The following is a 21,062-nucleotide window of genomic DNA, read 5'->3' as shown; positions in this document are numbered from 1 at the left end:
GAACAGTGATCTTGGTCGACACGGTTCTAGCAGGAGCTCCATCTCCGCTTCAGGCGGCTTGACACGTCAGCCCCGCGCCTAACTACACGGCATTGGAACTAAGTGGCCGTGCGCTGATCGGCACCGGGTGCCGCACCGGGCACCCGGTGAGTGTCTAACTGCGTGACAACGCCGACGAACAACGGCGGACGAGCACGAACGTCTGCGGACCGTCAGTGCAGGTGAACGCCACACCAGCCCAAGGCCGGACGCCCACCCAAGTTGCTTCGGGACGAAGAGGTCACGCCCGGGAACCGAGTGCAGGAAAACAAGCTCGGTTCCCGGGGCGGACTCCTTTCCTCGGCCCGACGTACCGGCCTCGCGCTGTACTGGCAGGTGGCTTGCTGCGGAAGGGGGAGCGCCGTGGTCGACAGGTTGGTCAGCGCCCGTAGATGTGACCTCGTACCAGCAGGTCGTGCTCCAAGACGAAGTCCGACACCTGCCAGAAATCTGCCAGGCGTGAATGCTGCGAGGCGGCTTCTCGGTCGAGCTTGCGACCGAAGAGCGGGCCGTCAGGATGCGCGAGACCTGCTGTAACGAGGGTGGATGCGGGCTCGTCCTGGCCGACGACCGGCCCCACCCGACACGCAAACGAGACATGGTCGTCCCACTGGTCGGACCCGACACCCCACGTTCCGAAGATCACGTCTATCCACGCGTCGTGATCCCGGTCCTTGTGGTGGTAGCAGTTTGCGAAGTACACCGCGTAGGGCGCGCCGTCTGCGTAGACGTAGTTCCAGGCCCGCTCAATGGGGGCTTGGCAGCAGTCGCACTGGAAATCGCGGGTCTGCCGGTCAGGGCCGAAGGTCAGTGACATGAGGGACATGATGAGGCAGAGGTCGGGCGCTGGAAGACCAGGGTCAGCAGTGACCCCAGTCGAACTCCTAAGGAGGTACTCAGCAGCTGTGGACTATCCGTGGACTCGTCCGGCCTGATCTGTCGTAGGCAGGGCCGTGACCTGCTGCGTTGCCCAGCTCCCAAGGGGCCTCCGGAGCCGTTGTCTGCACGGCAGCGAGGAAGCCGGTGCCTACGACCAACGACGACCACCAGGCGCACCGCCCCTGAACAGATGACGCGCAGGTCACCGAGATCCCCGGTAAACCCAAGGGCAACAGCCGAGGCCAGAACAGTAATCAGGTGGCCAGGATGGCTCGTTGCTCTCACGATGGGCGTATGGACCGGTTGCAGCACAGCGCTTGGCGGTATGTGGCGGAGGTACTCCTACCCGAGGAGCTCCCGATGCTCGCTGCTCATGCGCTCGTCGACGGGCGTGATTCCCCCGCCCTGCGCGAACTGGCCGGCCTGCCACGCAGGAGCGACGAGGCCGAGATCCGTGGACTGTACGTCCAAGCCCTGCACGAACTCGGCATACCCCTTCCCGACGAGGAGACAGCCGGCCGCTGGCTCCTCGTCAACCTCGCGTTCGGTCTCGCGAAAGGCGAGCTGGGCCCCAGGGACGTAGCCGACCGGCTGTCGATGACGGTCGCAGCCCGCACACCGGAGGAGACACAGTTCCTCTCCGTCGCAGCGGACTACAGCGAATGGATGGAACCGGACGAACTCCCGGGATGGGAGAACGACCTCAGAACCGCGGCCCACTCGTTGACCGCCTCCACCGATCTCGGATCCGTTAGCGGCGTGCCGGGTTCGCGGCGCGACTGACTAACCTGAACGCGTCCCGTGCCAGAGCCGTGCCAGATACTGCGGGGAACCACGGGGAACTACGGTCACCCACCCAGAGGCGCCGTCAGGTCATGACGCGGCTCGACAGCAGGTCAGCGGGACTATCGAGCCCGCAGGACCCAAGCTTCCCAAGCTGAGAGCGCGAGTTCGATTCTCGTCACCCGCTCCATGATGAAACCCCCAGGTCCGTTGACCCGGGGGTTCTTTGTTGTCTAGACCGGTGGGCGGGGCGCGCACCACATCCGCACCATCAGGGCGCAGCCAGGCGCCCCTTTCGGATCTTCGTCACGCGGAGTCCCGGGCGAGCGATACAGTGCGCGCCGTGGACATACCTGACTGGTTCGTCTGGATCCCTATCGGACTGGCCGTCTTACAGGCCCTCGCTCTCGTCCCCATCATCCGCCGACTGCGGGGACTCGACTCCACCGTGCGTCTCAAGGCACGCCTCGACCTGCTGGACGCCGTCGGCAACCTGCTGCTCATCGGCGGCCTGCTACTGAGTCTTGTGGTGGCGGAATCCTGGTTCTGGCTCGCCTTCGTCGGCTTCGCGCTCATGGCCGCCGTCTACGCCGCGAAGGGCGTCTACCTGCTCCGCGCTCGCCGCCGCCCCACGATCTGATCCGGAAGACAGACCCCAGCCGCCCGTGGGCTTTTCCTTGTGGTGCGCGGGGTTGCCCTTGTGGTGCTTCGCGCGCTCGGCGCGGACCAGGTCATCGAGGCCTGCCAGTACGTCCCGCTGTCGCTCCTCGTCGGAGTGCTGATAGATGACCGCGGCCTTCTCAGAGGACTGGCCAGCGCGAACCATCGTGTCCTTGAGAGTCGCGCCCGAACGGGTCGAGAGCGTGTGTCCGGTGTGACGAAGGTCGTAGAACCGGAAGCCGTCCGGCAGACCGGCGACTGTGCGGGCGCGCCGCCATGTCCGACCACGGCCGCCGCATCATGCCGGCAGTCCGATCACGGTCCGCCGCTCCCACTCGTCGCAGCAGCTCCGGTACGTCGCCGTCGGCATACACCAGCAGTCCCGTCTTGGCTCCCAAAGCCCCTCCCAGAGCGTTGCCCTTGATGGCAGACGCACCACACAACGGCGGCGCACCACAAGCGCACCAGATCCAGCGGGGAGCAGCGGGGAATTACGGTGAAAGCAACTGATCCCCGACGAGGCCACGACCCAGCCGTTCATCTAGGTCAGCACCCGCACCGGGCGCGGATGAACGCGGCTTCCCAAGCCGATGGCCCGACAGCTCAGTACGGCCGCGCAATCTCGTGCCCGCCCAACGCAGCCTCGTACCGCATCAACAGAGCATCCAGGTCCGCCAGAAGAAGGCCGGCGGAGTCCCGAGCTTCCTCCAGATCGCCTCGCTCGCACGCCTCCACCACCTCGGCCACGGCGCTGCGGAGAATGTGAAGGGAGTCGCCCTGCACCAAGACCCCGGGGAACCGCCTGCCGGGCATGCGAACCACGGCGTCGTTGCCACCATCTGTGAACAGCTCGGCCTCAATACGCTCCATCGCACCATCCAACCTGACATCACCAGCTGACATCAACGACCATGGACGCAGACACCCTTGAGTGATCACGCACGCCAAATCGGTAGGACCGCGAGGGCCGTATGAGAGCCGCTCGATCGAACTCCTAGAGCGGTGCTCTGAGAAGCCGTCCCGCACGGCACGTGCGGTGGCTGTCATCATCATTGGATGGCAGGCAGGCAGCTCCCGGCGGGTTGGACTCTGGAGGAGATCCGTCAGGTCTCCGGCGACTGGGAGGCCACACCTCTCGACACCGATCGAGTCGTGACAGGCTGGCCGGCACAAGGCGAGCGGCTCCACGCCGAGATCGTCCTGGGATTCCACGGACTCTGTCTGGTGAAAGCCGTCAACGACGACGACTGGTACATGGGCAGCCTGAACGACGACGGCAGCGTCACCTGCTGGAGCGCCTACGGCGACCTCCACGAGGCACTTCGCGGCCTGTAGCCCGACGACACCTGTACCCGCCCGGACGCCAACGCCCGTCTCAGTTTCCGTCTCATTCAGCGCCGTTCATGGCCGTTCAGACGGGCCCGAAGACGGTAGCCGCTTTGACGACCGGCCGTCCATGAACGCAGGTGAACGCCCCCGCACGCAGCCCATCACCCCACCACCACAGTTGGAAAGCGTGTTGGGGGGAACCCCTCACGAGTTCGAATCTCGTATCCTCCGCAGTCGCCTGACCAGGCGAAACGAAGAGCCGAGCCGCAATTGCGGTTCGGCTCTTCGTTGTGCGTCGGTTGCAGTTTTGGTTGCGTTTACAGGCGACATTCAGGGCATCTCGACAAACAGGCAGGCGCACGCCCCGCGACCCCCAGCGGGCAGTCGGCACCCACCTGCACTGCGGAGGGCCTATGGAACGTGGCGGTAGATGTCGCGGCGATTGCCGACCGTCAGGACCCACACGATCAGCTGACCGTCCTCAACGGTGTAGACGACGCGATAGTCGCCGACCCTGAGCCGCCAGCGGACGCTGTGCCCCTGGAGGGCTTTGATGTCGAACGAGGCGGTGTCGCCGGCGTCCAGCGCCTTCTGGAGTTCGGCGAGGCGGTACAGAATGCGCAGGGCGTCAGGGCGCGGAACCTTGAACATGTCCCGCTGAGCGTGCGGCGTGAAGCGCGTGACGTACCCCATGAGGTCAGCCCTGTTGAGCGCGCAGCAGGGCGGCCATCTCTTCGAGCGAGACCGACCCCTCCGCACCCTCGGACTCGGCTTCGTCGGCCAGCTCGTTGAGCCACGCCTCTTCGGCGTTCTCCGCGATCTCACGCAGGCGCTGGTACTCCTGGATGTCGATCACGACGGCTTCCTGCTTGCCCCGCCGAGTGATGATCGTCGGGGTGTCGTCCCGGCGGGCGCGATCGATGACGTCAGCGAGGTGACTGCGGACATCCGCCATGGATTCGATCACTGGTTCACTCATGTCATGAATGTAGCAGATGTACATGACGGCTCGGGTACCGGGAGGCCGCGGCGACATCGGTCTCCGCGGGCATTCTCATCCGCCTTTCGATCACGAGGTGAGGCCGCGCACCCCACTGTCATAGAGACCGGGTCGGCACGTGGCTGTCAGAGGGCTGCCTCTCGTGGCTCGAAACGCTTCGCCGCCCGGCACTCCACGATGACTCGGCCGCCGATCAGGAAGTGTGCGAACAAGTCGCTGCGTAGAGCAATGTCGGCGAATCGTTGTGTGCAGACCGCGAACACCGGCCGAGAGAACCACTGGTCGTACGGCGCCCGGCCAAGATCAGCAGCCGCTTGCACCACGCCTCGTGTCACGGCCCCGGCTCAAATCCGACCTCGCCGGAAAGGTTCCATGTCGAGGCCAGCCAGGTCAGGTCGGCTCCGGCCTGGCGGCGGGTCGCCCGCTCGCGCGAGAACAGCTCCTCGGTCTTCGTCAGCACCAGCGTGTACGGGCGTCCCTGCCGCCTGGTCTGATGGCCTACGGGCAGCTCGGCCGTGTCGATCCTGCTGTGCACGTGCCGCCGCCCGTCCTTCGCCAACGGCCACTCCAGCGTCCGCCGCGAACGGGAGCCGAGAAACGCACCCAGGGTGCCGCACAGCTCGCAGCCGCACCCGGTCCACGCCACCGACCAGTCATCCGCGGCGCGCGGCGCCCGTCGCGCGAGCGCGCCGAGCCGGTCCCCGCACTCCCGTGCCACCGCTCCGAGCACCGCCGACCGGGACTCGCCCTCCGTCTGTTCCTGCGCCGCGTGGCGCAGCATCGGCAGCAGGCACTCGAGGACCGTGTCCGGGCAGGAACGCAACGCTGCCATGATCCTGCCGCGCAGCTTCGTGTCGGCCGCTTCCAGGATGCGCAGCAGCGGCAGGCTCAGCCGCTCCAACCGCGCGCGGCGGATCTCGGCCGGCCCGGTTTCGGCCCACAGCCGCAGCTCACCGTCCACCTGGGCCCAGGCTCCGGTCAACAGCAGCTGGGCCACCGCGGGACTCCGGTCGCAGAGCAGCGCCGCGCACAGCTGGGGAAGCCGCTCGGTCCAGTCGTACCGGTGCCCCTCGAAGCGGTTCTGCGCACCGCCGAACCAGCCCTCGGTGACCTGGCCCAGCCACGGGACGTCGTACCGCTTCGCCACCGCGGCCAGGTCGTCCGCGTGTTCCGGAGCGAGCGCGCCGATCCGGAACGGCTCAAGGAGCATCGCGGCGGTCCCGGGCGCCTGAAGGCCCTCGGCCACCCGCAGCGCGCTCCCCAGCTGACCGGGCTGTACACCACTGCCCTTCCAGAACGGCGCGAGGGACTCGGCCGCGGCGCGTGCGCCGTCCCGGTCGCCCTTGGTGATACGGGCCTGCAGTTCCTCGAGTGCCCACCGCGATCCGGCCTCGCCGCGCGCCGCGAAGGCCCGCTCTCGTGGCCACACCACGACTGCGGCCCGCCGGTACCAGCGGTCCAGCGTGTTGCCGTAGTTGCCCATGTAACCCTCGTACTGGGAGTCATAGGGCTTCAGGTCCGCACTCGGGGTACTGGCGCAGCTCTCGTAGTCGCGGACGTACAGCGAGATCTGCTCGCCGCCGGTGCCGTCCGGACCGGTCCACCAGCCGAGGGTGATCTCGTCGTCGATCAGCTCGCCGAGCTCGTAGTCCTCGTCGGCACCCGCGCCGTCGGCCGCGGCTGCTCCTTCTTCCTCTTCCTCTCCGTCCTCCTCGTCGTAGCCGTAGTCGTCCCAGGGGTCGTACCCGGCCGGAGTGGCGTCCCAGGTCTCCTTCACCTCGGCGAGGGCGAGTACCGTCTCGCACCCTGCCTGCGCGGCCGCGGCGCGCAGCAGCGCGGCGCGCTCCGCGTCGGCGCCCTTGAGCCGGTCCCAGCCGAGACCCCGCTGGGTGTACTCGTGATCGAGCAGGTAGACAAGACGACGGGGCGGATCGAGGGCCTGGCCGCCGTAGCGCGGCCTGGCCGGTGCGTTGAAGTGTTCCTCCAGGCAGTGCGCCATGTCGTCGAGCGGGCCGGACTCCCGCTCCGGGGCCCCTCGCTCGGCCAGCAGGTTGAACGTGAGGGTCACCCGGTAGCCGCTCCTGACCGGTGTCACCTCGTGCGGGCAGTCGGCGTAGAAGGCCACCAGGCTCAGCTCCGTCCTCGACGCACGGTAGGTCCGGCTCTGCCCGGCGTGCCCGATGACCAGTTCGCCGCCGGTGTGTGCCGAGGGCAGCGACAGCACCAGCGTGCCCACCATGGCGTCGTCCTTCTCCGAGTCCTGGTGGGGGAGGAAGAACTGCCCCTTGCCGTACACGAGGAGCGCATGCGGCTCGGCCCTCAGACTGCTCTGCGCGGGGAGCCCGAGCTCGCCCCGGAAGTACTCCAGCGCGCCGTCGAGCAGCGTCGGCCAGGCCGGGCCGCCCAGCGTGACCTGGTCCGGCGGGATCTGCCAGGTGTCACGCACACTGCTGTCGCTCAGGGTGTCCTCGCCCCGGCCGAACAGTGCCGGACGCGCCACCGTGATCAGCTTCTTCACCTGCGGCGCGCGCAGCGGCAGACGCACCGGTCCCACCCCTGCCACCTCAAGGCGGACGCCTTCCGCTGGTGCTTCGAGCCGGGCGCTGAACTCCGCCGCCTTCGACCCGCCGAGCAGCACGCCCAGCCGCTCCCTGGCGCTTTTGGCCATGAGTCCGTCCTCCCTGTTCCCGCGTCCGTGCCGCCTCGGCCCAACCCTACGGAGCAGCAGGACCGCGGGTGGCCGTCTCACCCGTACGGGAACGCCTTGCCCTGCACGAACGGGCGGCCGGGAACCATCCGGCTCGGGCCCCGCATGCCCACGCACATCCCCCATTCGGGGACAACGGGAACAGCCAACCCCCGCACCTGACGCCCCGGCGCTGCGGAACAATGGCCCCGTGGACGACGACGATGCGCAACTACTGTCCCAGGTACGGTCGCTGCGGGAGAAGGGCAGCGGACCGAAGCAGATCGCTCGGGCGCTCGGACTGAGACCGGCCCGGGCGAGTGCGCTGGTGCGCCAGGTGGCCCACGAACAGCAGAGCACCGCCGCGCCGACCGCGCGCCCGGTGGTGGGTTGCTGGGTGAACGGCGGCTGGAGCACCGGCCTGGAGCTGTCCGGGGCCCCCGACTGGGCACGTGCCGACGCCGAGGGCGCCGAGGATCCCGAGGCCGCCGGTTTCGCCCAGGTCCTGATCGCCCGCCAGGAGCGTGCCAGCCGGGTCACCCTCTGCGGGTTCCTGGTCGACGTCTACTGCCTCGGTGTCAAGGACACCGTCGGCCCACAGGTGATGGGCGGAGGGTCACTGGACGCCTACGTACGCGACTACTACCGGGCGTTCGACCAACCTCCGCTGCGGATCGGCCTGGAGCAGGCGCAGAGCATCGTGCACGGTGGTGTGGCGTACGCCCGCGCCCTCGGCTTCGAGCCCGCGCCGGACTTCGCGCAGGTCTCCGTACACCTCGGCGAGCCCGGCCCGGCCGCCCCGCGGATCGGCTTCGGTCGCCAGGGGAAGCCGTTCTACACCAACGGCCCACGCGACGACGCCCAGAAGGTCGTACGCACGCTGGAGCGCACCTGCGGCGCGGGCAACTACCACTACGTCCTGGGGGCGGGGCCGCTGTGACCAGCGAGCACGACGAACATCGGGTACGCACGACCGAGCACGAGGCGCAGGCCAACCTGAAGGCGGTGCTTCAGCTGTGCGCGGCAGGCCGACTGCGCTGCAGCGAGAAGACACTCCGCCCGTCCGCGGCGACGGTCAAGGCGGTCGCGGAAGCGCTCAGCGGCGGCGACTTCTACGCCGAGGAGCCGATCGCGTCCTTCGCCTGGCCGCTGCTGCTCCAGGCCGGCGGACTCGCCGAACTCACCTCCGGAAAACTCGCACTGACCGCACGCGGCAGGGCGGCGCTGACCAAACCGGCACACGACACTCTCGCCCTGCTGTGGCGGCGCTGGCTCAGCCGCGGCGTGATCGACGAGTTCTCCCGCGTCGAAGCGATCAAGGGCCAGCGCGCGGCGAACGTCCTCACCGCTGTCAAGCCGCGCCGGGCCCAGGTCGGCGCGGCCCTGGCCACCTGTGCACCCGGTGAGTGGACCGACGTCGACACGCTCTTCCGCACCATGCGCAAGGCCGGTCACGATCCCAGGATCGCCCGCAGTGAGCGCGCCCTGTGGAAGCTCTACCTGGAAGACCCCGAATACGGCAGCCTCGGCTATGACGGGTTCCACAACTGGGAACTCCTCCAGGGCCGCTACACCCTCGCCGTGCTCTTCGAGTACGCCGCGGTCCTCGGCCTGATCGACGTGGACCACCGGCCGCCGGTGGGCGCCCGCGACGACTACCGCGACAACTGGGGCGCCGACTGGACCGACTGCATCAGCCGCTACGACGGCCTCCTCGCCCTCCGCCTCAACCCGCTCGGAGCCCATGCCACCGGGCAGACCGCCACCTACCTCCCCGCGTCGGTCGACACCGCCCCGAAGAGTACTGGCGGCCTGAAGGTGCTCCCCAACCACGACGTGGTGGCCCTCGACGGACTCGACCCCGCCGAGACCCTTCTCCTCGACGCCTTCGCCGAGCGCACCGGCGACCGCGTGTGGGCCCTGACCTCCGCCTCTCTGCTCGCCGCCGCCGACACGGGCCGTGATCTCGCCGAACTCCGCCACTATCTGGACGCCACCGCCGCTCCGCTCCCGCAGACGGTCACCACCCTGCTGGCCGACGCCGCCCGCCGCGTCGGCCAGGTCCGCGACACCGGGCCGGTGCACCTCATCGAGTGCGCGGACCCCGCCGTCGCGGCCCTCCTCGCCACCGACCGCCGCACCCGCACCCACTGCGCCCGCCTCGGCGAACGCCACCTCGCCGTCCCCCTCGACAAGCTCCCCGCCTTCCGCAAGTCCGCCCTCGCCCAGGGATACCCCGTCGGCTGACACACGCCCTCGCGGGCACCGGACACGGACCGGCACCGTCAGCGGTCCCCGGGTTCAGGCCGAGGAAGCTCATCCAGGTCAGGGGTGGAGGTGCGCCGTCGGCCGGCTCGATCGGGTGCCTGCCCGTGCCGTACTTGTGGGTATGCGCCGCGAACTCGACCCGCCCTACCTTGATGCCCCGTGTCGCCTGCGCGATACGGAACGCGCCTTCGTTCTCTCCCGCATCCACGGCGTGATGCCCGCGTAGGACCCGGTGGCCAGACCGAGGCGCCCGATGGCACCCCCAAGGCACCTCGCGAGATATACTCGACCCCACATTTGATATCAGGAGGCGCACATGAGTCGGACGGTTATCGACCTGGACGACGACCTGGTCGCGGACGTGGCGAAAGCCCTCGGGACGAACACCAAGAAGGAGACCGTCAACACCGCTCTTCGCGAGGTGCTGGAGAGTCGGCGTCGCGCCCTGGCTCTCGCCCGGCTGCGGGCCGCGGCGGGCGACGGCGCATTTGATCTGGAACTGTTCGAGAACAAGGAGAACTACCGCCGGTGAACGCGGCCCAGTTCCTGATCGACACCAGCGCGCTCGCGCGGTTCATGCGCGGGGAAGCAGAGCAGTACGGCTGGGACCAGGCCGCCGCGGCTGGACTCATCGCGACATGCCCGATCACCGAGCTCGAGTTCTTCTACAGCGCACGGTCAGCTGCCGACCGGGCGCGCGGCATCGAGGACATGCGGCTGATCTTCGGCTGGGTTCCCGTCGACGACCGCGCCTACGACCGCGCCTGGCAGGTTCAGGAAGCCCTCACCAAGCAGGGGAAACACCGAAGTGCCGGAGCTGTCGACCTAGTCGTCGCCGCGACCGCTGAGCTGCAGGGGCTCACCCTGCTCCATCGCGATCACGACTTCGAGCGCATCGCCGCGGTGACCGGGCAAGCCCTCCAGTGGTACGGCCCGGAACACGGCAAGTAGGTCAGCGACGGTTGCAGTTCTGGTTGCGTTCACCGCTGTACGACATCGTTCAGAAGCCCCACCCGAGTCGGCTGCACCGCAGGTCAGAACGCTCCCGCACGTCCACGTACCCCCAGACGAACATTTGGAAAGCGTGTTGGGGGCAACCCCTCACGAGTTCGAATCTCGTATCCTCCGCCATTGCTCTCACCGGGCAATACGTCGAAGGGCCCCACCTCACGGTGGGGCCCTTCGACGTTGTCCTCAGACCTCGTCGTCCTGGTTTTTGTGTCCACAGGGGCTGTCCCGGCTCCCACACCATGATCTGGTCGAGGACCCGGGCCGGGACACCGAGCAGCATGAGCACGTGGCGGCGGTGTGTGCCGGGCGTCGTGAAGGCGGCCGTCCCGAACCCGTGCGTCTTCGAGCAGCTTCTTCCAGTCGCCGTAGTACGTGTTCGGGCTCAGCGGGCAGAGACACCGCGCGCCGGCCCAGGGGCCGGGCCGTTTGCGCGGCCCGGCCCTCTGACATCGCACTCAGCTTCCGGCGGCCGGTCCTCAGTCCCATCGCCTCGCGAACTCGGCTCCGGCCAGCAGGTCGCCGGTCCGCACGATCGGATCATCGATGCCCATGGCCGCCATCACATCGGCGGTAAAGGCCACGTACTTCCCCAGGCTGTGCAAGGTGGCGCCCATGCGTTCGCCGCTGATGCGCCCCCACAACAAAGGGTCCATCTCGTCGACCACCTGGATGTCCGACTCGTTGCGGATGGGTGAGTAGCCGCCATCAAATCGGCTCACGCGGTCGACAAGGCTGTGCGGATCCGTCGCACGCTCGGCCGGATCAGCCCGTTCCACCGCCCAGCCGGCCGCATTGGCGGATCGGACGACCTTGTCACGGACATCGTCGCCTTCGGTAGCCAGCGCCAGACCGTACAACGCACCGAACGCCATAGCCGACCTCACCTCGGCGACGTCGACGCAGAGCCTCCTCGACACTCTCCCGGCCGACTTCCGGAGGTAGGGGATGACGAAATACAGCGCGAGCAACTGGCTACGCTGAGCCGAGTTCGGCAGGTCACTACGGGCATCGCGGCCTACGCATCGCCACAGCGCGTCCCGAAGAGCAACGTCGGCGGCATCTCGCGCCGCCGCGTCCTTCGCCTCCGAGAGCGTGAGGTGCTCACCCACCGAACACCTCTCCCCGGGCGCATGTGGACAGACCAACTGTCCGCTGAGCAACTGCGAAACCTTTAGCTCGATCGACCTGAAGACGTCTGCCGAAGGCAGTAGGGACACGGCCCCTCCTCTTGTGGTCCCGCCAACGACAGGAGGCTCACCGCCTCGAAGGGCAACCATCCGCACCAGCCGCTGCATGCGCTGGTGGGAGTGAACGACACGGGGCAACCGAGTGAAACGACGTGGCCCAGCGATCAACGGTGGGAAAACCCCGGGATCAACCATCCGCATCCTGAGCCTGACTGGTTCGGCGACCTGGTAAGGGCGCTTACACCAGGAGTATGGTCTCTTGTATGGCGACGAAAAAGGTCACGGTGACGATCCCCGAAGATCTCCTCGACGAGATCCGCGCCGACGCGGCTGAGCGAGGACTTTCGGCATATGTCGCCGAAGCGCTGCGGTTCAAGCGCGATCGGGACCGGCTGCTGGAGCTGGTCGACTGGCTGCAGGAGGAGCACGGGCCGGTCACCGAGGACGAGCGCGGTGAAGCCCTCGCGGAACTGGACGATCTCGACGCCGAGCACGAGCGCCGCCGCACCACCGGAGGACACGATGCCGGAGAGGCCGCGTGAAGAAGCGTGCCGGTGAGCACGGGCAGCGGCCACTGCGCGTCTTCGTACTCGACTGCGAGGCCCTGTCCCTGGCCGTGCGCGGCAACCGGAAGATGATCGCCTGGCTCGACCTCGCGGCCGGGGGTGAGGCCGAGGTGGTGACGTCTCCCATGCCCCTGGTCGAGGCGTACGACGGCAGAACGACCGAGCAGCGCTGGGACTGGGTGCTCTCCCGGCTCCAGGTCGCCGACGTCGGAAAGGACGAGGCCCGCCAGGCCCGGCGTCTCCTGGCCGACGCCAAGCTGCACGGTCACAAGTACGCGATCGATGCCGTGCTCGCTGTCATCGCACGCCGGCAGAAGGGGCAGGTCACCGTCTTCACCTCGGACGTGGACGACCTGGAGAAGCTCCTCCCGGACACCATCGTCGTCAAGAAGGTATGACCTCGTTGCCCATACGTGCAGCGCCCCGAAGCTGCCGTGAGGCGAGGACTCGGTGGGCGATGCGGTGCGGCTGGACGGGTGTAGTTCGGCACCTGCCTCCAGCGCCCTCCGCCCGGAGCGGCGCGCCGCCGGATTACATGGGCCTGCGCCTCTGCGCGGGGCGTGCCGGCGTCCTTCACGGCCCGGATCCGACGAACGAAAGAGCGCAAGTGGCAGAGCGTGACCCTCGCAACCGCACTGGCCGCAGCCCGCTACTTCGCGGGCTGGCCGCTGCCGTGCTCGCGGCCGGCATGCTGGTGGCCTCGGTGGGACCCGGATACGGGACCGGCGCGGCCACTCCGGCGCCCGGCGCACAGTTCACGCCGTTGACGGCGGCGGTGATGACCGAACCGACGCCGTTCGTCGCCACGGACGGCAAGACGCACCTCTCGTACGAACTGCTCACCACGAGCTCACTGCCCAGCAGCACACCGTTGCGGCTCGACCGTGTCGACGTCCGGGACGCCCGCACGCACCGGGTCGTCGGCTCGCTGAGCGGGCAGGCGCTGGCCGAGGCCGCCAATCCGGTGGGCGACCCCCTGCCGGGTGCGGACGGGTACACCCCGCCGCCCCCGGCGCCGACGCCGACCGTCATCCATGGCTCCCAGCAGTGGATCATCTGGCTCGACCTGACCCTCGACCGCGGTCAGCGGGTGCCCAAGGTCCTCGAACACCATCTCTCGGGTGCCGTCCTTGCCGCCGCCGGCCCCTCCGCTTTCGAGGAGACGGTGCAGACCACCCCGACCTCCGGCATCGCGCCGCTGAACCTGAGCCCGCCGGTCCGCCCCGGCGCCTGGTACGCCAGCGAGTCGTGCTGCGGCAACACCCACCACCGGCGCGGCCTCGGCCCGATCAACGGTCGCTTCTATGTGCCGCAGCGCTTCGCGATGGACTGGTACCGGGTCGGCGAGCAAGGGCAGACCTGGCAAGGCGACCCCACACAGCTCACCAGTTACCTGAGCTACCGTCAGCCGGTCGTGGCCGCGGCCGGCGGCAGAGTGGTGGAGGTCCAGGACGGCGTCCCGGACAACCCGCCGCCCGTCACACCGCCCGTCCCGCCGATCGAGGACACTGTCGGCAACCACGTCACCCTGGAAGTCGCACCGGGCCGCTATCTGCTCTACGCCCACCTGAAACCCGGCTCGCTCAACGTCCGGGAGGGCGAGCGCGTCCGATCCGGCCAGGTCCTCGGGCTGATCGGCAACAGCGGCAACTCCACCACGCCGCACCTGCACTTCCAGGTGATGACCACAGCCGAGTTCTTCCCTACCGACAGCCCGCCGTTCACCTTCCGGCAGTTCCGCGTCGTCGGACAGGTCGAACCCCGGATCTGGGACGACAACCTGGGCCTGCAGCCGACCGGCGTGCTGCCGATCACGCCCTCGCCGTACGAGGGCCCTCATCGGGCGCGGTATCCGCTCGACCGCGAGGTGCTGGAGTTCTGACCGGACCCCGGCTCTCGTATCCTCCGCCGGTGCCTCACCGGGCACGATGTCGAAGGGCCCCGCTGTTCGCAGCGGGGCCCTTCGTCGTTGTCCGACTCAGAAGGTCACTGTTGTGCCGCCGTGGACCGGCAGTCGTTCCACAGAGCGGCGAGTGGGGCCGGGATCTGGGTGATGGCGGCACACCCTCGATGATCGGCGGGGAAGCCGTCGCTGGCCGCGTAGCTCCAACCGGCGCCGGGGCGATCGACGAAGTACTTCATCGCAGCTCCGTCGTCCTGCAGGGCGACCTGCTCCGCCGTAGTGCTGCCGGCAGTGGGCTGGAAGCGGGTTCCGGCGTAGAAGATCCCGTCACAACTGCCGTAGTAGAAGGTGCCCTTGACCGGGGCGATGTGGCTGAGGCGCGGTTGAGCCTGGCTGCGGTAGGCCGCCGTGACGCTCGCCTTGACGGTGGGCGAGGCCGGCAAGGACAGGCAGCCGGCGGTTTGGGCCGGGGAGTCGGCGGTTTGGGCCGGGGAGTCGGCGGTTGCGGCCGGGGAGCCGGCAGTGGTGGCCGGGGAGCCGGCAGTGGTGGCCGGGGAGCCGGCGGTTGTGCGCCCGGCCGATCCGCCCACCGCCGCGCGGGCCGCGGCCGACGAAGAGGGCGTTTGCGCTGTGTTCGGAAGGCTGCTGTGCACAGTGCTGCTGTTCGGCGTGCAGCTCGCCAGCAGAACCACTGCCGCAGCGGCCATGCCCAGAGCGGCACCGCAGGACAGGGAACGGATTCGGCGTGCCATTTTGAACCATCCTCTCTGATACATCCAGAAAGGCCAGAGATGTCGTAACTTGGCTACGTTCTCTCGGTCTTGTACATCAAGACGCCGTGCCGTGCGCCACGGTTTCACCGCGTCCGCTTCGGCCGGCCGGCTCACGCGAAGGGGAACGCGTCTTCACGATCTGGAGCCGTTCGAGTCGAGTCGAACAGGTGACCGAAGTTCCCGTACAACCAAGCGACCCGATCATGAGTCTGATCGGGACAGGACACTTCCTTGTCCCGATCCGCCAGTGGGGGTTTACCTTGCAGTTCCGCTCCACCAGTACTCGTCTCGCCACGGCTGTCCTCGTCGTCACGGCCCTCGGCGCCGGCACGCTCGCCACCGCCCCGGCCGCCTTCGCCGCCACCTCGGGCTCCGTCGCGGGCTCGGCAGCCTCGGACGATCAGCCGACCTCCCTTCCCGGCTTCCCCGTGGACGCCCGACTCGGGGGCACGGGCACCACCGGTTTCCTCACCTACTCCTTCACCCAGGACGGGACCCGGGAGCTGCGCTGGAGGCCGTACGGGGGCGGGGCGCCGATCCTGCTCGACTACCCGGCCGGCGGCGGGTGGGCGATGTCGGGCAGTGACGTGGTGGTCCTCGGCGACGACAACTGGACCGCCCAGATGCGCTCCCTCACCCTGCGGAACATGGCCGACCCGTCCGCCCCCGGCGTGGAGATCGACCTCCGCGCGCTCGACGCGAACTACGTCGCCGTGCTGAGCCCGACGAGCGTGCTCGCACAGGTGACGAAGGCCGACGGCACGGCGGAACTGCACATCGTGACCAAGGACGGCACCGCGACGACCGACCGCAAGGTGACGGGACTGCCCGCGGACGCCACCGAGTTCATCGGCTCGACGGTGCACGACGGCGTCGTCCTCGTCGGGTACGCGACGGGTCCGGCGAACGCGCGGACCGGCGGCCGTGCCCTGATCGACGTGACAGCCGCAACGGTGTCCGAGACGTACTCCTCCATCGAGTCCGGGTACGACTTCAGCGGTCTGCTCTTCTCCGGTTCGCACGTGGCCTGGCTCGACTGGAAGTCCGGCACCGGACTGTTCGTCACGTCCGTCGACCGCAGAACGCGCGAGGAGAAGCGGACCGTCCTGGGTCCCCGCGACGGCGAATGGCACTACGAGCTCGTGGGCGACTGGCTGGTGTACGGCAGCGCCTCGACGCCCGTCCGGGCCGTCTCCCTGACCAGCGGCGAGATCCGCGACATCGCCGATCACGGGTCCGGCTCGGCGTCCTCGGCCGACGGCAGCGCGGTGATCCAGGGCGGGCGTGCCGCCGACGGCGACGGGCTGTTCCGGATCAAGGCCGCGGAGGACGGCACCCCGACGGTCACCAAGGTGGCGGACGCCGTCCTGCAGACCCCTCTGCAGATCGAGCAGGTCCACGTCCCCGAGGTGGCGTCCCTCGACCTGACCGGCGGCAAGGTGACGCTGGGCTGGACGCTGTCCCGTCCCAACGCCCGCCTGGACATCACGCTCACGCACCTCGCCACGGGCAAGGAGTTCCGGACGAGCGTGAACGCCCCGACCTCCGGCTCCCTCTTCAGCTACACCTGGGACGGCGCCGTCGGCGGGGTCGACGCGCCGAACGGCAAGTACGGGGTGACGGTCGACGCGACGCCGCTCGACGGCGTCGGTGAGCCCGTCCACCAGAACTCCTTCATGACGGTCGCCCGGACCGGCAACCCGCACGACTACACCGACAACGGCTCCACCGACGTCCTCGCTCGGGACGCGTCCGGCGTGCTGTGGCGCGACGACCTGCGGGACCTGCCGGTGAACGGCCAGTACAAGTCCGCTCTCCGAACGAAGGTCGGCAGCGGGTGGGGCGTCTACAACCAGATCGAGGCGGCCGGGAACATCGCCGGCACGGAGACCGGAGATCTCCTCGCCCGCGACAAGGACGGCGTCCTGTGGCTCTACCAGGGCCGCGGCGACGGCGCCTTCGCCGCCCGCACCAGGATCGGCAGCGGCTGGGGCGTCTACGACAAGATCGCCGCGGGCAGCGACCTCGACAATGACGGCAGGTCCGACCTTCTGGCCGCCGACGCCGGGGGCGTCCTGTGGTTCTACAAGGGCACCGGCGACTCGCGCACGCCTTACGCGTCGCGCGTGAAGATCGGCACCGGCTGGGGCATCTACAACCAGCTCACTGCCGTGGGCGACATCGCCGGCGGAACGGCCGGGGACCTCGTCGCCCGCGACAAGGACGGCGTCCTGTGGCTCTACCAGGGCCGCGGCGACGGCACCTTCGCCGCCCGCACCAGGATCGGCAGCGGCTGGGGCGCCTTCAGTCACCTCGTCGGCGCCGGCGACCTCGACAACGACGGGCGCCCGGACCTGATCGCGTACGGGGCGGGCGGCACGTACGTCTACCGCTCGACGGGCTCCACCACCGCCCCCTTCAGCCGTCAGTCGACGTCGCTGTACGCGGGCGAGGGCTCCAAGTTCAACGCCGTCGCATAAGAAGCGGCACCACCCCCGCACCGCCACCGCCGTCGGTGGCGGTGCGGGGGTCAGGGAGCCAGGTGGGCGATCGACAGGGTCGTGGTCGGGGACGTGCCGGTCGGCCTGGAGTCGTAGGCGGGGGCGGCCGGGGCGAAAGGCCCGGGTGAGGCTGCCGTCCGGGAGGGTCTCGATGTCGCCGGCGATGTGGGCGTCGATCAGCTGCTCATCGGAGACCGGCGTGCCCGTGGGGTCGACGACCTGGAGGTGGGTGCCGGTGGACTTGCCGAGGCGTGGCCGGCCGACAGCGCCGACGGGACGTACGCCGAGCTCGCCGCCGTCGGCCAGAACCAGTACGCGGACCAGAACCAGTACGCGGACATCACCGCCGTGGACACCGCCGGGAACCGCTCGGCCGCGTCCGGCGCCGCGCCCACCGCGCCCGACACCACCGCCCCCCCCCGACGCGCCGACCGCCCTCACCGCGACCGGCGGGGACCGGGAGGCGGACCTGGGCCGGACGGCCTCCGGCTCCGCCGACACCGTCTCCTACCGCGTGTGCCGGTCGACCGGCCCGGACGTGGCGCTCACCGGCGGCAACCCGATCGCCTCCGAGGTGACCGGAACGTCGTACACCGACTCGACCGGGCTCGCGGACGGGACGACGTACCGGACCGGCGGCCCTCCCCTCGTTCACCGGCCCCGGTCAGCCGCCGTCGGCCGGGCCCTCGGCGAGCAGGGTCAGCTCGTCCAGGAATGCCTCCGCCAGCAGGACGGCGTCCCGGCCGCCCGAGTTGGTGGCGACGCTCAGCGTGTGGCCCTGCGAGCAGCCGCCCAGCGCGAAGGTGGCCGTGTCGGCCGGGGGCACCATGGGGACGATGGTGAGCTGGCGCAGCGGTCGTCCGGCCAGGGTCCGGCCCCGCTCGCGCAGATGGACGTAGGAGCAGGCCGCCGGCGCGTACGCGGGCGCGAAGATCTTTCCGCCGGCCAGCGCCATGGTCGCCCCGGGCAGCGCGCCGAGCGTGCCCTCGACGAGCTTCTCGGAGGTGCTGCGGGGCCGGGTGACGGTGGTCAGCACTCCGGTGCACGCGGTCAGCCGGGCCACCGGGTCGGACAGGGTCACCGGCGCGGGGACCCGGACGTTGGCGAACGCGTTGCCGAGGAACTCACCGCAGTCCTCGGGGCGTTCGTCGACCGGGACCGACAGCCAGACCTGCCGCCCGTCGGGATCCCGATCACCGGCGGAGGCCGCCAGGCAGGAGCGCAGGACTCCGGAGACCGTCGCCAGGAACACCTCGTTGGTGGTCGCCGTGCGCTCGCCGACGGCCTCCCGCGCGGCCCGCAGGACATCGGCGCGCAGCGGCACGACGGTGTAGGCGGGCTCCCGCGGGCCCTGGTGCGGCAGGGGCACCGCGCGCCCCGCGGTGAGCAGTCCGGGCGGGTCGCCCGCCGTCGGGGCGGGGCGGGCCGTCCGGCGCCGGGGGCCGGGCACTGCCAGGGAGGCGGCGCCGTCGAGCGGGCGGCCGTCGTCGAAGAGGGCGCGCAGCAGGGTCGTCAGGGAGCGGCCGTCGAGCAGGCTGTGGTGCATCCGGAAGAGGAGGGAGAACTCGCCCTCCGTCGCGCCCCGCAGGAGGTGCAGGCTCCACGGGGGGCGGTCGGCGGGGAACGGGGTGTGGAACCACCGGCGTACCGCGTCCCGCAGGGTGCTGTCCGCGCTGTCGACCTGTCGTGCGAGGTCGTGGCCGTCGCCGCGCGCCCAGCGGTGCCGGCCGGTCCACCAGGCCGGCCCGGTCCGGGGGCCGCCGGGGGCGACGAGGGTCTGGGTGAGCCTCGGCAGCGCCTTCCAGCGTTCGTCCACCAGGGCCCGCAGCTCGTCCAGCGCGGGCGGGGCGCCCGTGAAGTCCAGGGCGATCCCGGCGTTGGGCGGGCCGAACGGCCAGCGGGCCATCCCCTCCTCCATCAACGGAAGATGCGATCCGGGCATGAGACTGCTCCTGTCGTGGGCCTGCTGAAGGACGACGTCCTGTACCCCCAACGGCCGATCGCAGCGGCGGTCACGTCCAGGAGCCCCCGCGGGTGTCAACGCGCGGCCGTGAAGGCTCCCTGATGGGGTGACACTGCAGCAGGTTTGCGGTTCCGAACCGTGTCGGAGCGCCTTTAATCGGGACTCCGCGTCCGCGCTCGGACGCCCCCGCCATCAGTCCCCCGGCCCCGGCTCAGCGCCGGACAGGAGTTGCGTGTCGTGCCTGGTACTCATCCGAATCCCGCGCACAGTCCCGCGCGCAATCCCGCGCACATCGCCGTCTTCAACGTGGCGATGCACGGGCACGTCAATCCGACGCTGGGCGTCGTCGAGGAACTCGTACGACGGGGGCACCGGGTCACCTACGCCGTCACCGAGGACTTCGTGCACCAGGTGAAGGCGGCCGGCGCGGAGCCCGTGCTCTACCCGGACGCGGGGAACGACTCGGAGGCGCCCGAGGAGATGGGCGAGGGGTTCGCCCGGGTCGTCCAGGGGTCGCTGGCCGCGCTGCCCGCGCTGACCAGGGCGTACGGCAAGGACCGTCCGGACCTGGTGCTGTGCGACGTCTACGCCTTCGCGGGGCTGCTGCTGGCGGCGCGCTGGGATGTGCCGATCGTCGTGGCGTCGCCCACGCATCTCGCCTACGACGGCATCGTCCCCGAGTTCTTCGACGTGCCCGGCCTGCCGCAGATCCCGGGCTTCGGGGAGCTGGTGGCGGCCTTCACGGACCACGGGGTGGACAGCGCGCGGATCCAGGAGCTGGTGGCGCCGCGGCACGCGCTCGCGTTCTTCCCGCGCTCCTTCCAGCGCAGGGCGGACACCGTCGCCGCAGGGCGCGTCGCGTACGTCGGGCCGGTGCTCGGGGACCGCTCCTACCAGGGGTCCTGGCAGCCCTCGCGGCCGGATCTGCCGGTCCTGCTGGTGTCGCTGGGCTCGCAGTTCACCCGGCGGCCGGAGTTCTACCGGTCCTGTGTGCGGGCCTTCGCGGAGCTGCCCTGGCAGGTGGTGATGTCCGTCGGCCACGCGGTCGCGCCGGACGAGCTGGGGCCGCTCCCCGAGACCGTCGAAGTGCACGCGCACGTGCCCCAACTGGCCGTGCTCGCCCACGCGGACGCGTTCGTCACCCACGCCGGCATGGGCGGCACGATGGAGGCGCTGCACTACGGCGTCCCGATGGTGGCGGTCCCGCAGATGGCCGAGCAGCGGGTCAACGCCGCGCAGATCGAACGGCTGCGGCTCGGTGTCCGGCTGCCGCGCGAGACGCTCACGCCCGAGGCGCTGCGCGAGGCCGTCCTGCGGGTGTCGTCCGACCGGGACATCCGCGCGGGCGTGTCCGCCGCGCGCCGGGAGATCGAGCAGGCGGGAGGGGCGGGTGCCGCGGCCGACCTGATCGAGCAGGCCCTCTAGGCCCGTACTTCGCGGGTCGTTGATTCGTATGGTGTGACCGGTCCGGGGGTGTCCTCGGGCCGGGGTGTGGCGTTGGGTGGGGTGTGTCG

Annotated in this window: 21 protein-coding genes and 2 pseudogenes; 12 read left to right on the top strand and 11 right to left on the bottom strand. The window is 69.8% G+C overall.

Annotated elements, in window-relative coordinates:
• Positions 1 to 418 precede the first annotated feature (418 nt).
• The gene (locus AB0J04_RS40305; RefSeq protein WP_363173641.1) at positions 419 to 856 is read right to left on the bottom strand and encodes a hypothetical protein; all 438 of its coding nucleotides are present in this window, start codon (positions 854 to 856) and stop codon (positions 419 to 421) included.
• A gap of 422 nt (positions 857 to 1,278) precedes the next feature.
• Here AB0J04_RS40305 and AB0J04_RS40300 point away from each other — a divergent pair, with 422 nt between their 5' ends.
• Together AB0J04_RS40300 and AB0J04_RS40295 are read left to right on the top strand one after the other, a co-directional pair.
• On the top strand, positions 1,279 to 1,701 hold the full coding sequence (locus AB0J04_RS40300; protein ID WP_363173640.1) for a hypothetical protein: 423 nt from the start codon (positions 1,279 to 1,281) through the stop codon (positions 1,699 to 1,701).
• A gap of 343 nt (positions 1,702 to 2,044) precedes the next feature.
• A complete protein-coding gene (locus tag AB0J04_RS40295) occupies positions 2,045 to 2,341 on the top strand; it encodes a hypothetical protein (RefSeq protein ID WP_363173639.1) in 297 nt (98 codons plus the stop codon).
• A gap of 66 nt (positions 2,342 to 2,407) precedes the next feature.
• Here AB0J04_RS40295 and AB0J04_RS40290 read toward each other — a convergent pair.
• A pseudogene (locus AB0J04_RS40290) lies at positions 2,408 to 2,647 on the bottom strand (site-specific integrase); the annotation flags it as partial.
• Positions 2,648 to 2,964: 317 nt separating this feature from the next.
• Positions 2,965 to 3,231 carry a hypothetical protein gene (locus AB0J04_RS40285; protein ID WP_363173638.1) on the bottom strand — a complete coding sequence of 89 codons (267 nt, stop codon included), beginning with the start codon at positions 3,229 to 3,231 and terminating at the stop codon, positions 2,965 to 2,967.
• A gap of 186 nt (positions 3,232 to 3,417) precedes the next feature.
• On the opposite strand from AB0J04_RS40285, the gene AB0J04_RS40280 reads away from it, so the two are divergent.
• Positions 3,418 to 3,696 (top strand): hypothetical protein, encoded by a 279-nt coding sequence (locus AB0J04_RS40280; RefSeq protein ID WP_363173637.1) that lies wholly within the window; start codon positions 3,418 to 3,420, stop codon positions 3,694 to 3,696.
• Positions 3,697 to 4,101: 405 nt separating this feature from the next.
• On the opposite strand, the gene AB0J04_RS40275 is transcribed toward AB0J04_RS40280, so the two are convergent.
• From AB0J04_RS40275 to AB0J04_RS40265, 3 genes are all read right to left on the bottom strand, one after another.
• Positions 4,102 to 4,383 (bottom strand): type II toxin-antitoxin system RelE/ParE family toxin, encoded by a 282-nt coding sequence (locus AB0J04_RS40275; protein WP_363173636.1) that lies wholly within the window; start codon positions 4,381 to 4,383, stop codon positions 4,102 to 4,104.
• Positions 4,384 to 4,387: 4 nt separating this feature from the next.
• A complete protein-coding gene (locus AB0J04_RS40270; RefSeq protein WP_363173635.1) occupies positions 4,388 to 4,669 on the bottom strand; it encodes a type II toxin-antitoxin system Phd/YefM family antitoxin in 282 nt (93 codons plus the stop codon).
• Positions 4,670 to 5,021: 352 nt separating this feature from the next.
• Positions 5,022 to 7,358, bottom strand: a complete 2,337-nt coding sequence (locus AB0J04_RS40265; RefSeq protein ID WP_363173634.1) for a 2OG-Fe(II) oxygenase — start codon at positions 7,356 to 7,358, stop codon at positions 5,022 to 5,024.
• Between the two features lie 229 nt (positions 7,359 to 7,587).
• Between AB0J04_RS40265 and AB0J04_RS40260 the strand changes: the two genes are divergently transcribed.
• The 4 genes from AB0J04_RS40260 (at position 7,588) to AB0J04_RS40245 (ending at position 10,595) form a co-directional block, all read left to right on the top strand.
• Entirely contained in the window at positions 7,588 to 8,316 is a 729-nt protein-coding gene (locus AB0J04_RS40260; protein ID WP_363173633.1) for a hypothetical protein, read from the top strand.
• Positions 8,313 to 9,623 (top strand): helicase-associated domain-containing protein, encoded by a 1,311-nt coding sequence (locus AB0J04_RS40255; protein ID WP_363173632.1) that lies wholly within the window; start codon positions 8,313 to 8,315, stop codon positions 9,621 to 9,623. Before AB0J04_RS40260 ends, AB0J04_RS40255 begins: the two co-directional genes overlap by 4 nt.
• A 337-nt stretch (positions 9,624 to 9,960) precedes the next feature.
• Positions 9,961 to 10,176 carry a type II toxin-antitoxin system VapB family antitoxin gene (locus tag AB0J04_RS40250; protein WP_318325532.1) on the top strand — a complete coding sequence of 72 codons (216 nt, stop codon included), beginning with the start codon at positions 9,961 to 9,963 and terminating at the stop codon, positions 10,174 to 10,176.
• Positions 10,173 to 10,595 carry a PIN domain nuclease gene (locus tag AB0J04_RS40245; RefSeq protein WP_363173631.1) on the top strand — a complete coding sequence of 141 codons (423 nt, stop codon included), beginning with the start codon at positions 10,173 to 10,175 and terminating at the stop codon, positions 10,593 to 10,595. Before AB0J04_RS40250 ends, AB0J04_RS40245 begins: the two co-directional genes overlap by 4 nt.
• A gap of 283 nt (positions 10,596 to 10,878) precedes the next feature.
• On the opposite strand, the pseudogene AB0J04_RS40240 reads toward AB0J04_RS40245, so the two are convergent.
• Positions 10,879 to 11,044 (bottom strand): annotated as a pseudogene (locus AB0J04_RS40240) (site-specific integrase); the annotation flags it as partial.
• 87 nt (positions 11,045 to 11,131) lie between these two features.
• Positions 11,132 to 11,764, bottom strand: coding sequence for a hypothetical protein (locus AB0J04_RS40235; RefSeq protein WP_363173630.1), 633 nt, complete (start codon positions 11,762 to 11,764; stop codon positions 11,132 to 11,134).
• A 341-nt stretch (positions 11,765 to 12,105) separates the two neighbouring features.
• Here AB0J04_RS40235 and AB0J04_RS40230 point away from each other — a divergent pair, with 341 nt between their 5' ends.
• The 3 genes from AB0J04_RS40230 to AB0J04_RS40220 all read left to right on the top strand — a co-directional run bounded on the left by AB0J04_RS40230 (position 12,106) and on the right by AB0J04_RS40220 (position 14,290).
• Positions 12,106 to 12,384, top strand: coding sequence for a CopG family transcriptional regulator (locus AB0J04_RS40230; RefSeq protein WP_363173629.1), 279 nt, complete (start codon positions 12,106 to 12,108; stop codon positions 12,382 to 12,384).
• Positions 12,381 to 12,806 carry a hypothetical protein gene (locus tag AB0J04_RS40225; RefSeq protein ID WP_363173628.1) on the top strand — a complete coding sequence of 142 codons (426 nt, stop codon included), beginning with the start codon at positions 12,381 to 12,383 and terminating at the stop codon, positions 12,804 to 12,806. Before AB0J04_RS40230 ends, AB0J04_RS40225 begins: the two co-directional genes overlap by 4 nt.
• Before the next feature lie 209 nt (positions 12,807 to 13,015).
• Entirely contained in the window at positions 13,016 to 14,290 is a 1,275-nt protein-coding gene (locus AB0J04_RS40220; protein WP_363173627.1) for a M23 family metallopeptidase, read from the top strand.
• 104 nt (positions 14,291 to 14,394) lie between these two features.
• Here AB0J04_RS40220 and AB0J04_RS40215 read toward each other — a convergent pair whose 3' ends face one another.
• A complete protein-coding gene (locus tag AB0J04_RS40215; RefSeq protein WP_363173626.1) occupies positions 14,395 to 15,063 on the bottom strand; it encodes a hypothetical protein in 669 nt (222 codons plus the stop codon).
• A gap of 281 nt (positions 15,064 to 15,344) precedes the next feature.
• Between AB0J04_RS40215 and AB0J04_RS40210 the strand changes: the two genes are divergently transcribed.
• Positions 15,345 to 17,564: a VCBS repeat-containing protein gene (locus AB0J04_RS40210; protein WP_363173625.1), complete on the top strand. Its 2,220-nt coding sequence runs from the start codon at positions 15,345 to 15,347 to the stop codon at positions 17,562 to 17,564.
• Between the two features lie 197 nt (positions 17,565 to 17,761).
• Here AB0J04_RS40210 and AB0J04_RS40205 read toward each other — a convergent pair whose 3' ends face one another.
• Both AB0J04_RS40205 and AB0J04_RS40200 read right to left on the bottom strand, forming a co-directional pair.
• Positions 17,762 to 17,992 (bottom strand): hypothetical protein, encoded by a 231-nt coding sequence (locus AB0J04_RS40205; RefSeq protein WP_363173624.1) that lies wholly within the window; start codon positions 17,990 to 17,992, stop codon positions 17,762 to 17,764.
• A gap of 257 nt (positions 17,993 to 18,249) precedes the next feature.
• Positions 18,250 to 19,527, bottom strand: a complete 1,278-nt coding sequence (locus tag AB0J04_RS40200) for a wax ester/triacylglycerol synthase domain-containing protein (protein WP_363173623.1) — start codon at positions 19,525 to 19,527, stop codon at positions 18,250 to 18,252.
• A 258-nt stretch (positions 19,528 to 19,785) separates the two neighbouring features.
• Between AB0J04_RS40200 and AB0J04_RS40195 the strand changes: the two genes are divergently transcribed.
• The gene (locus AB0J04_RS40195) at positions 19,786 to 20,973 is read left to right on the top strand and encodes a macrolide family glycosyltransferase (protein ID WP_363173622.1); all 1,188 of its coding nucleotides are present in this window, start codon (positions 19,786 to 19,788) and stop codon (positions 20,971 to 20,973) included.
• Positions 20,974 to 21,062: the final 89 nt, after the last annotated feature.

It is taken from the genome of Streptomyces sp. NPDC050263 (assembly GCF_040655955.1).
GTDB lineage: Bacteria > Actinomycetota > Actinomycetes > Streptomycetales > Streptomycetaceae > Streptomyces.
This window is presented reverse-complemented; position numbering and strand designations above follow the sequence as displayed.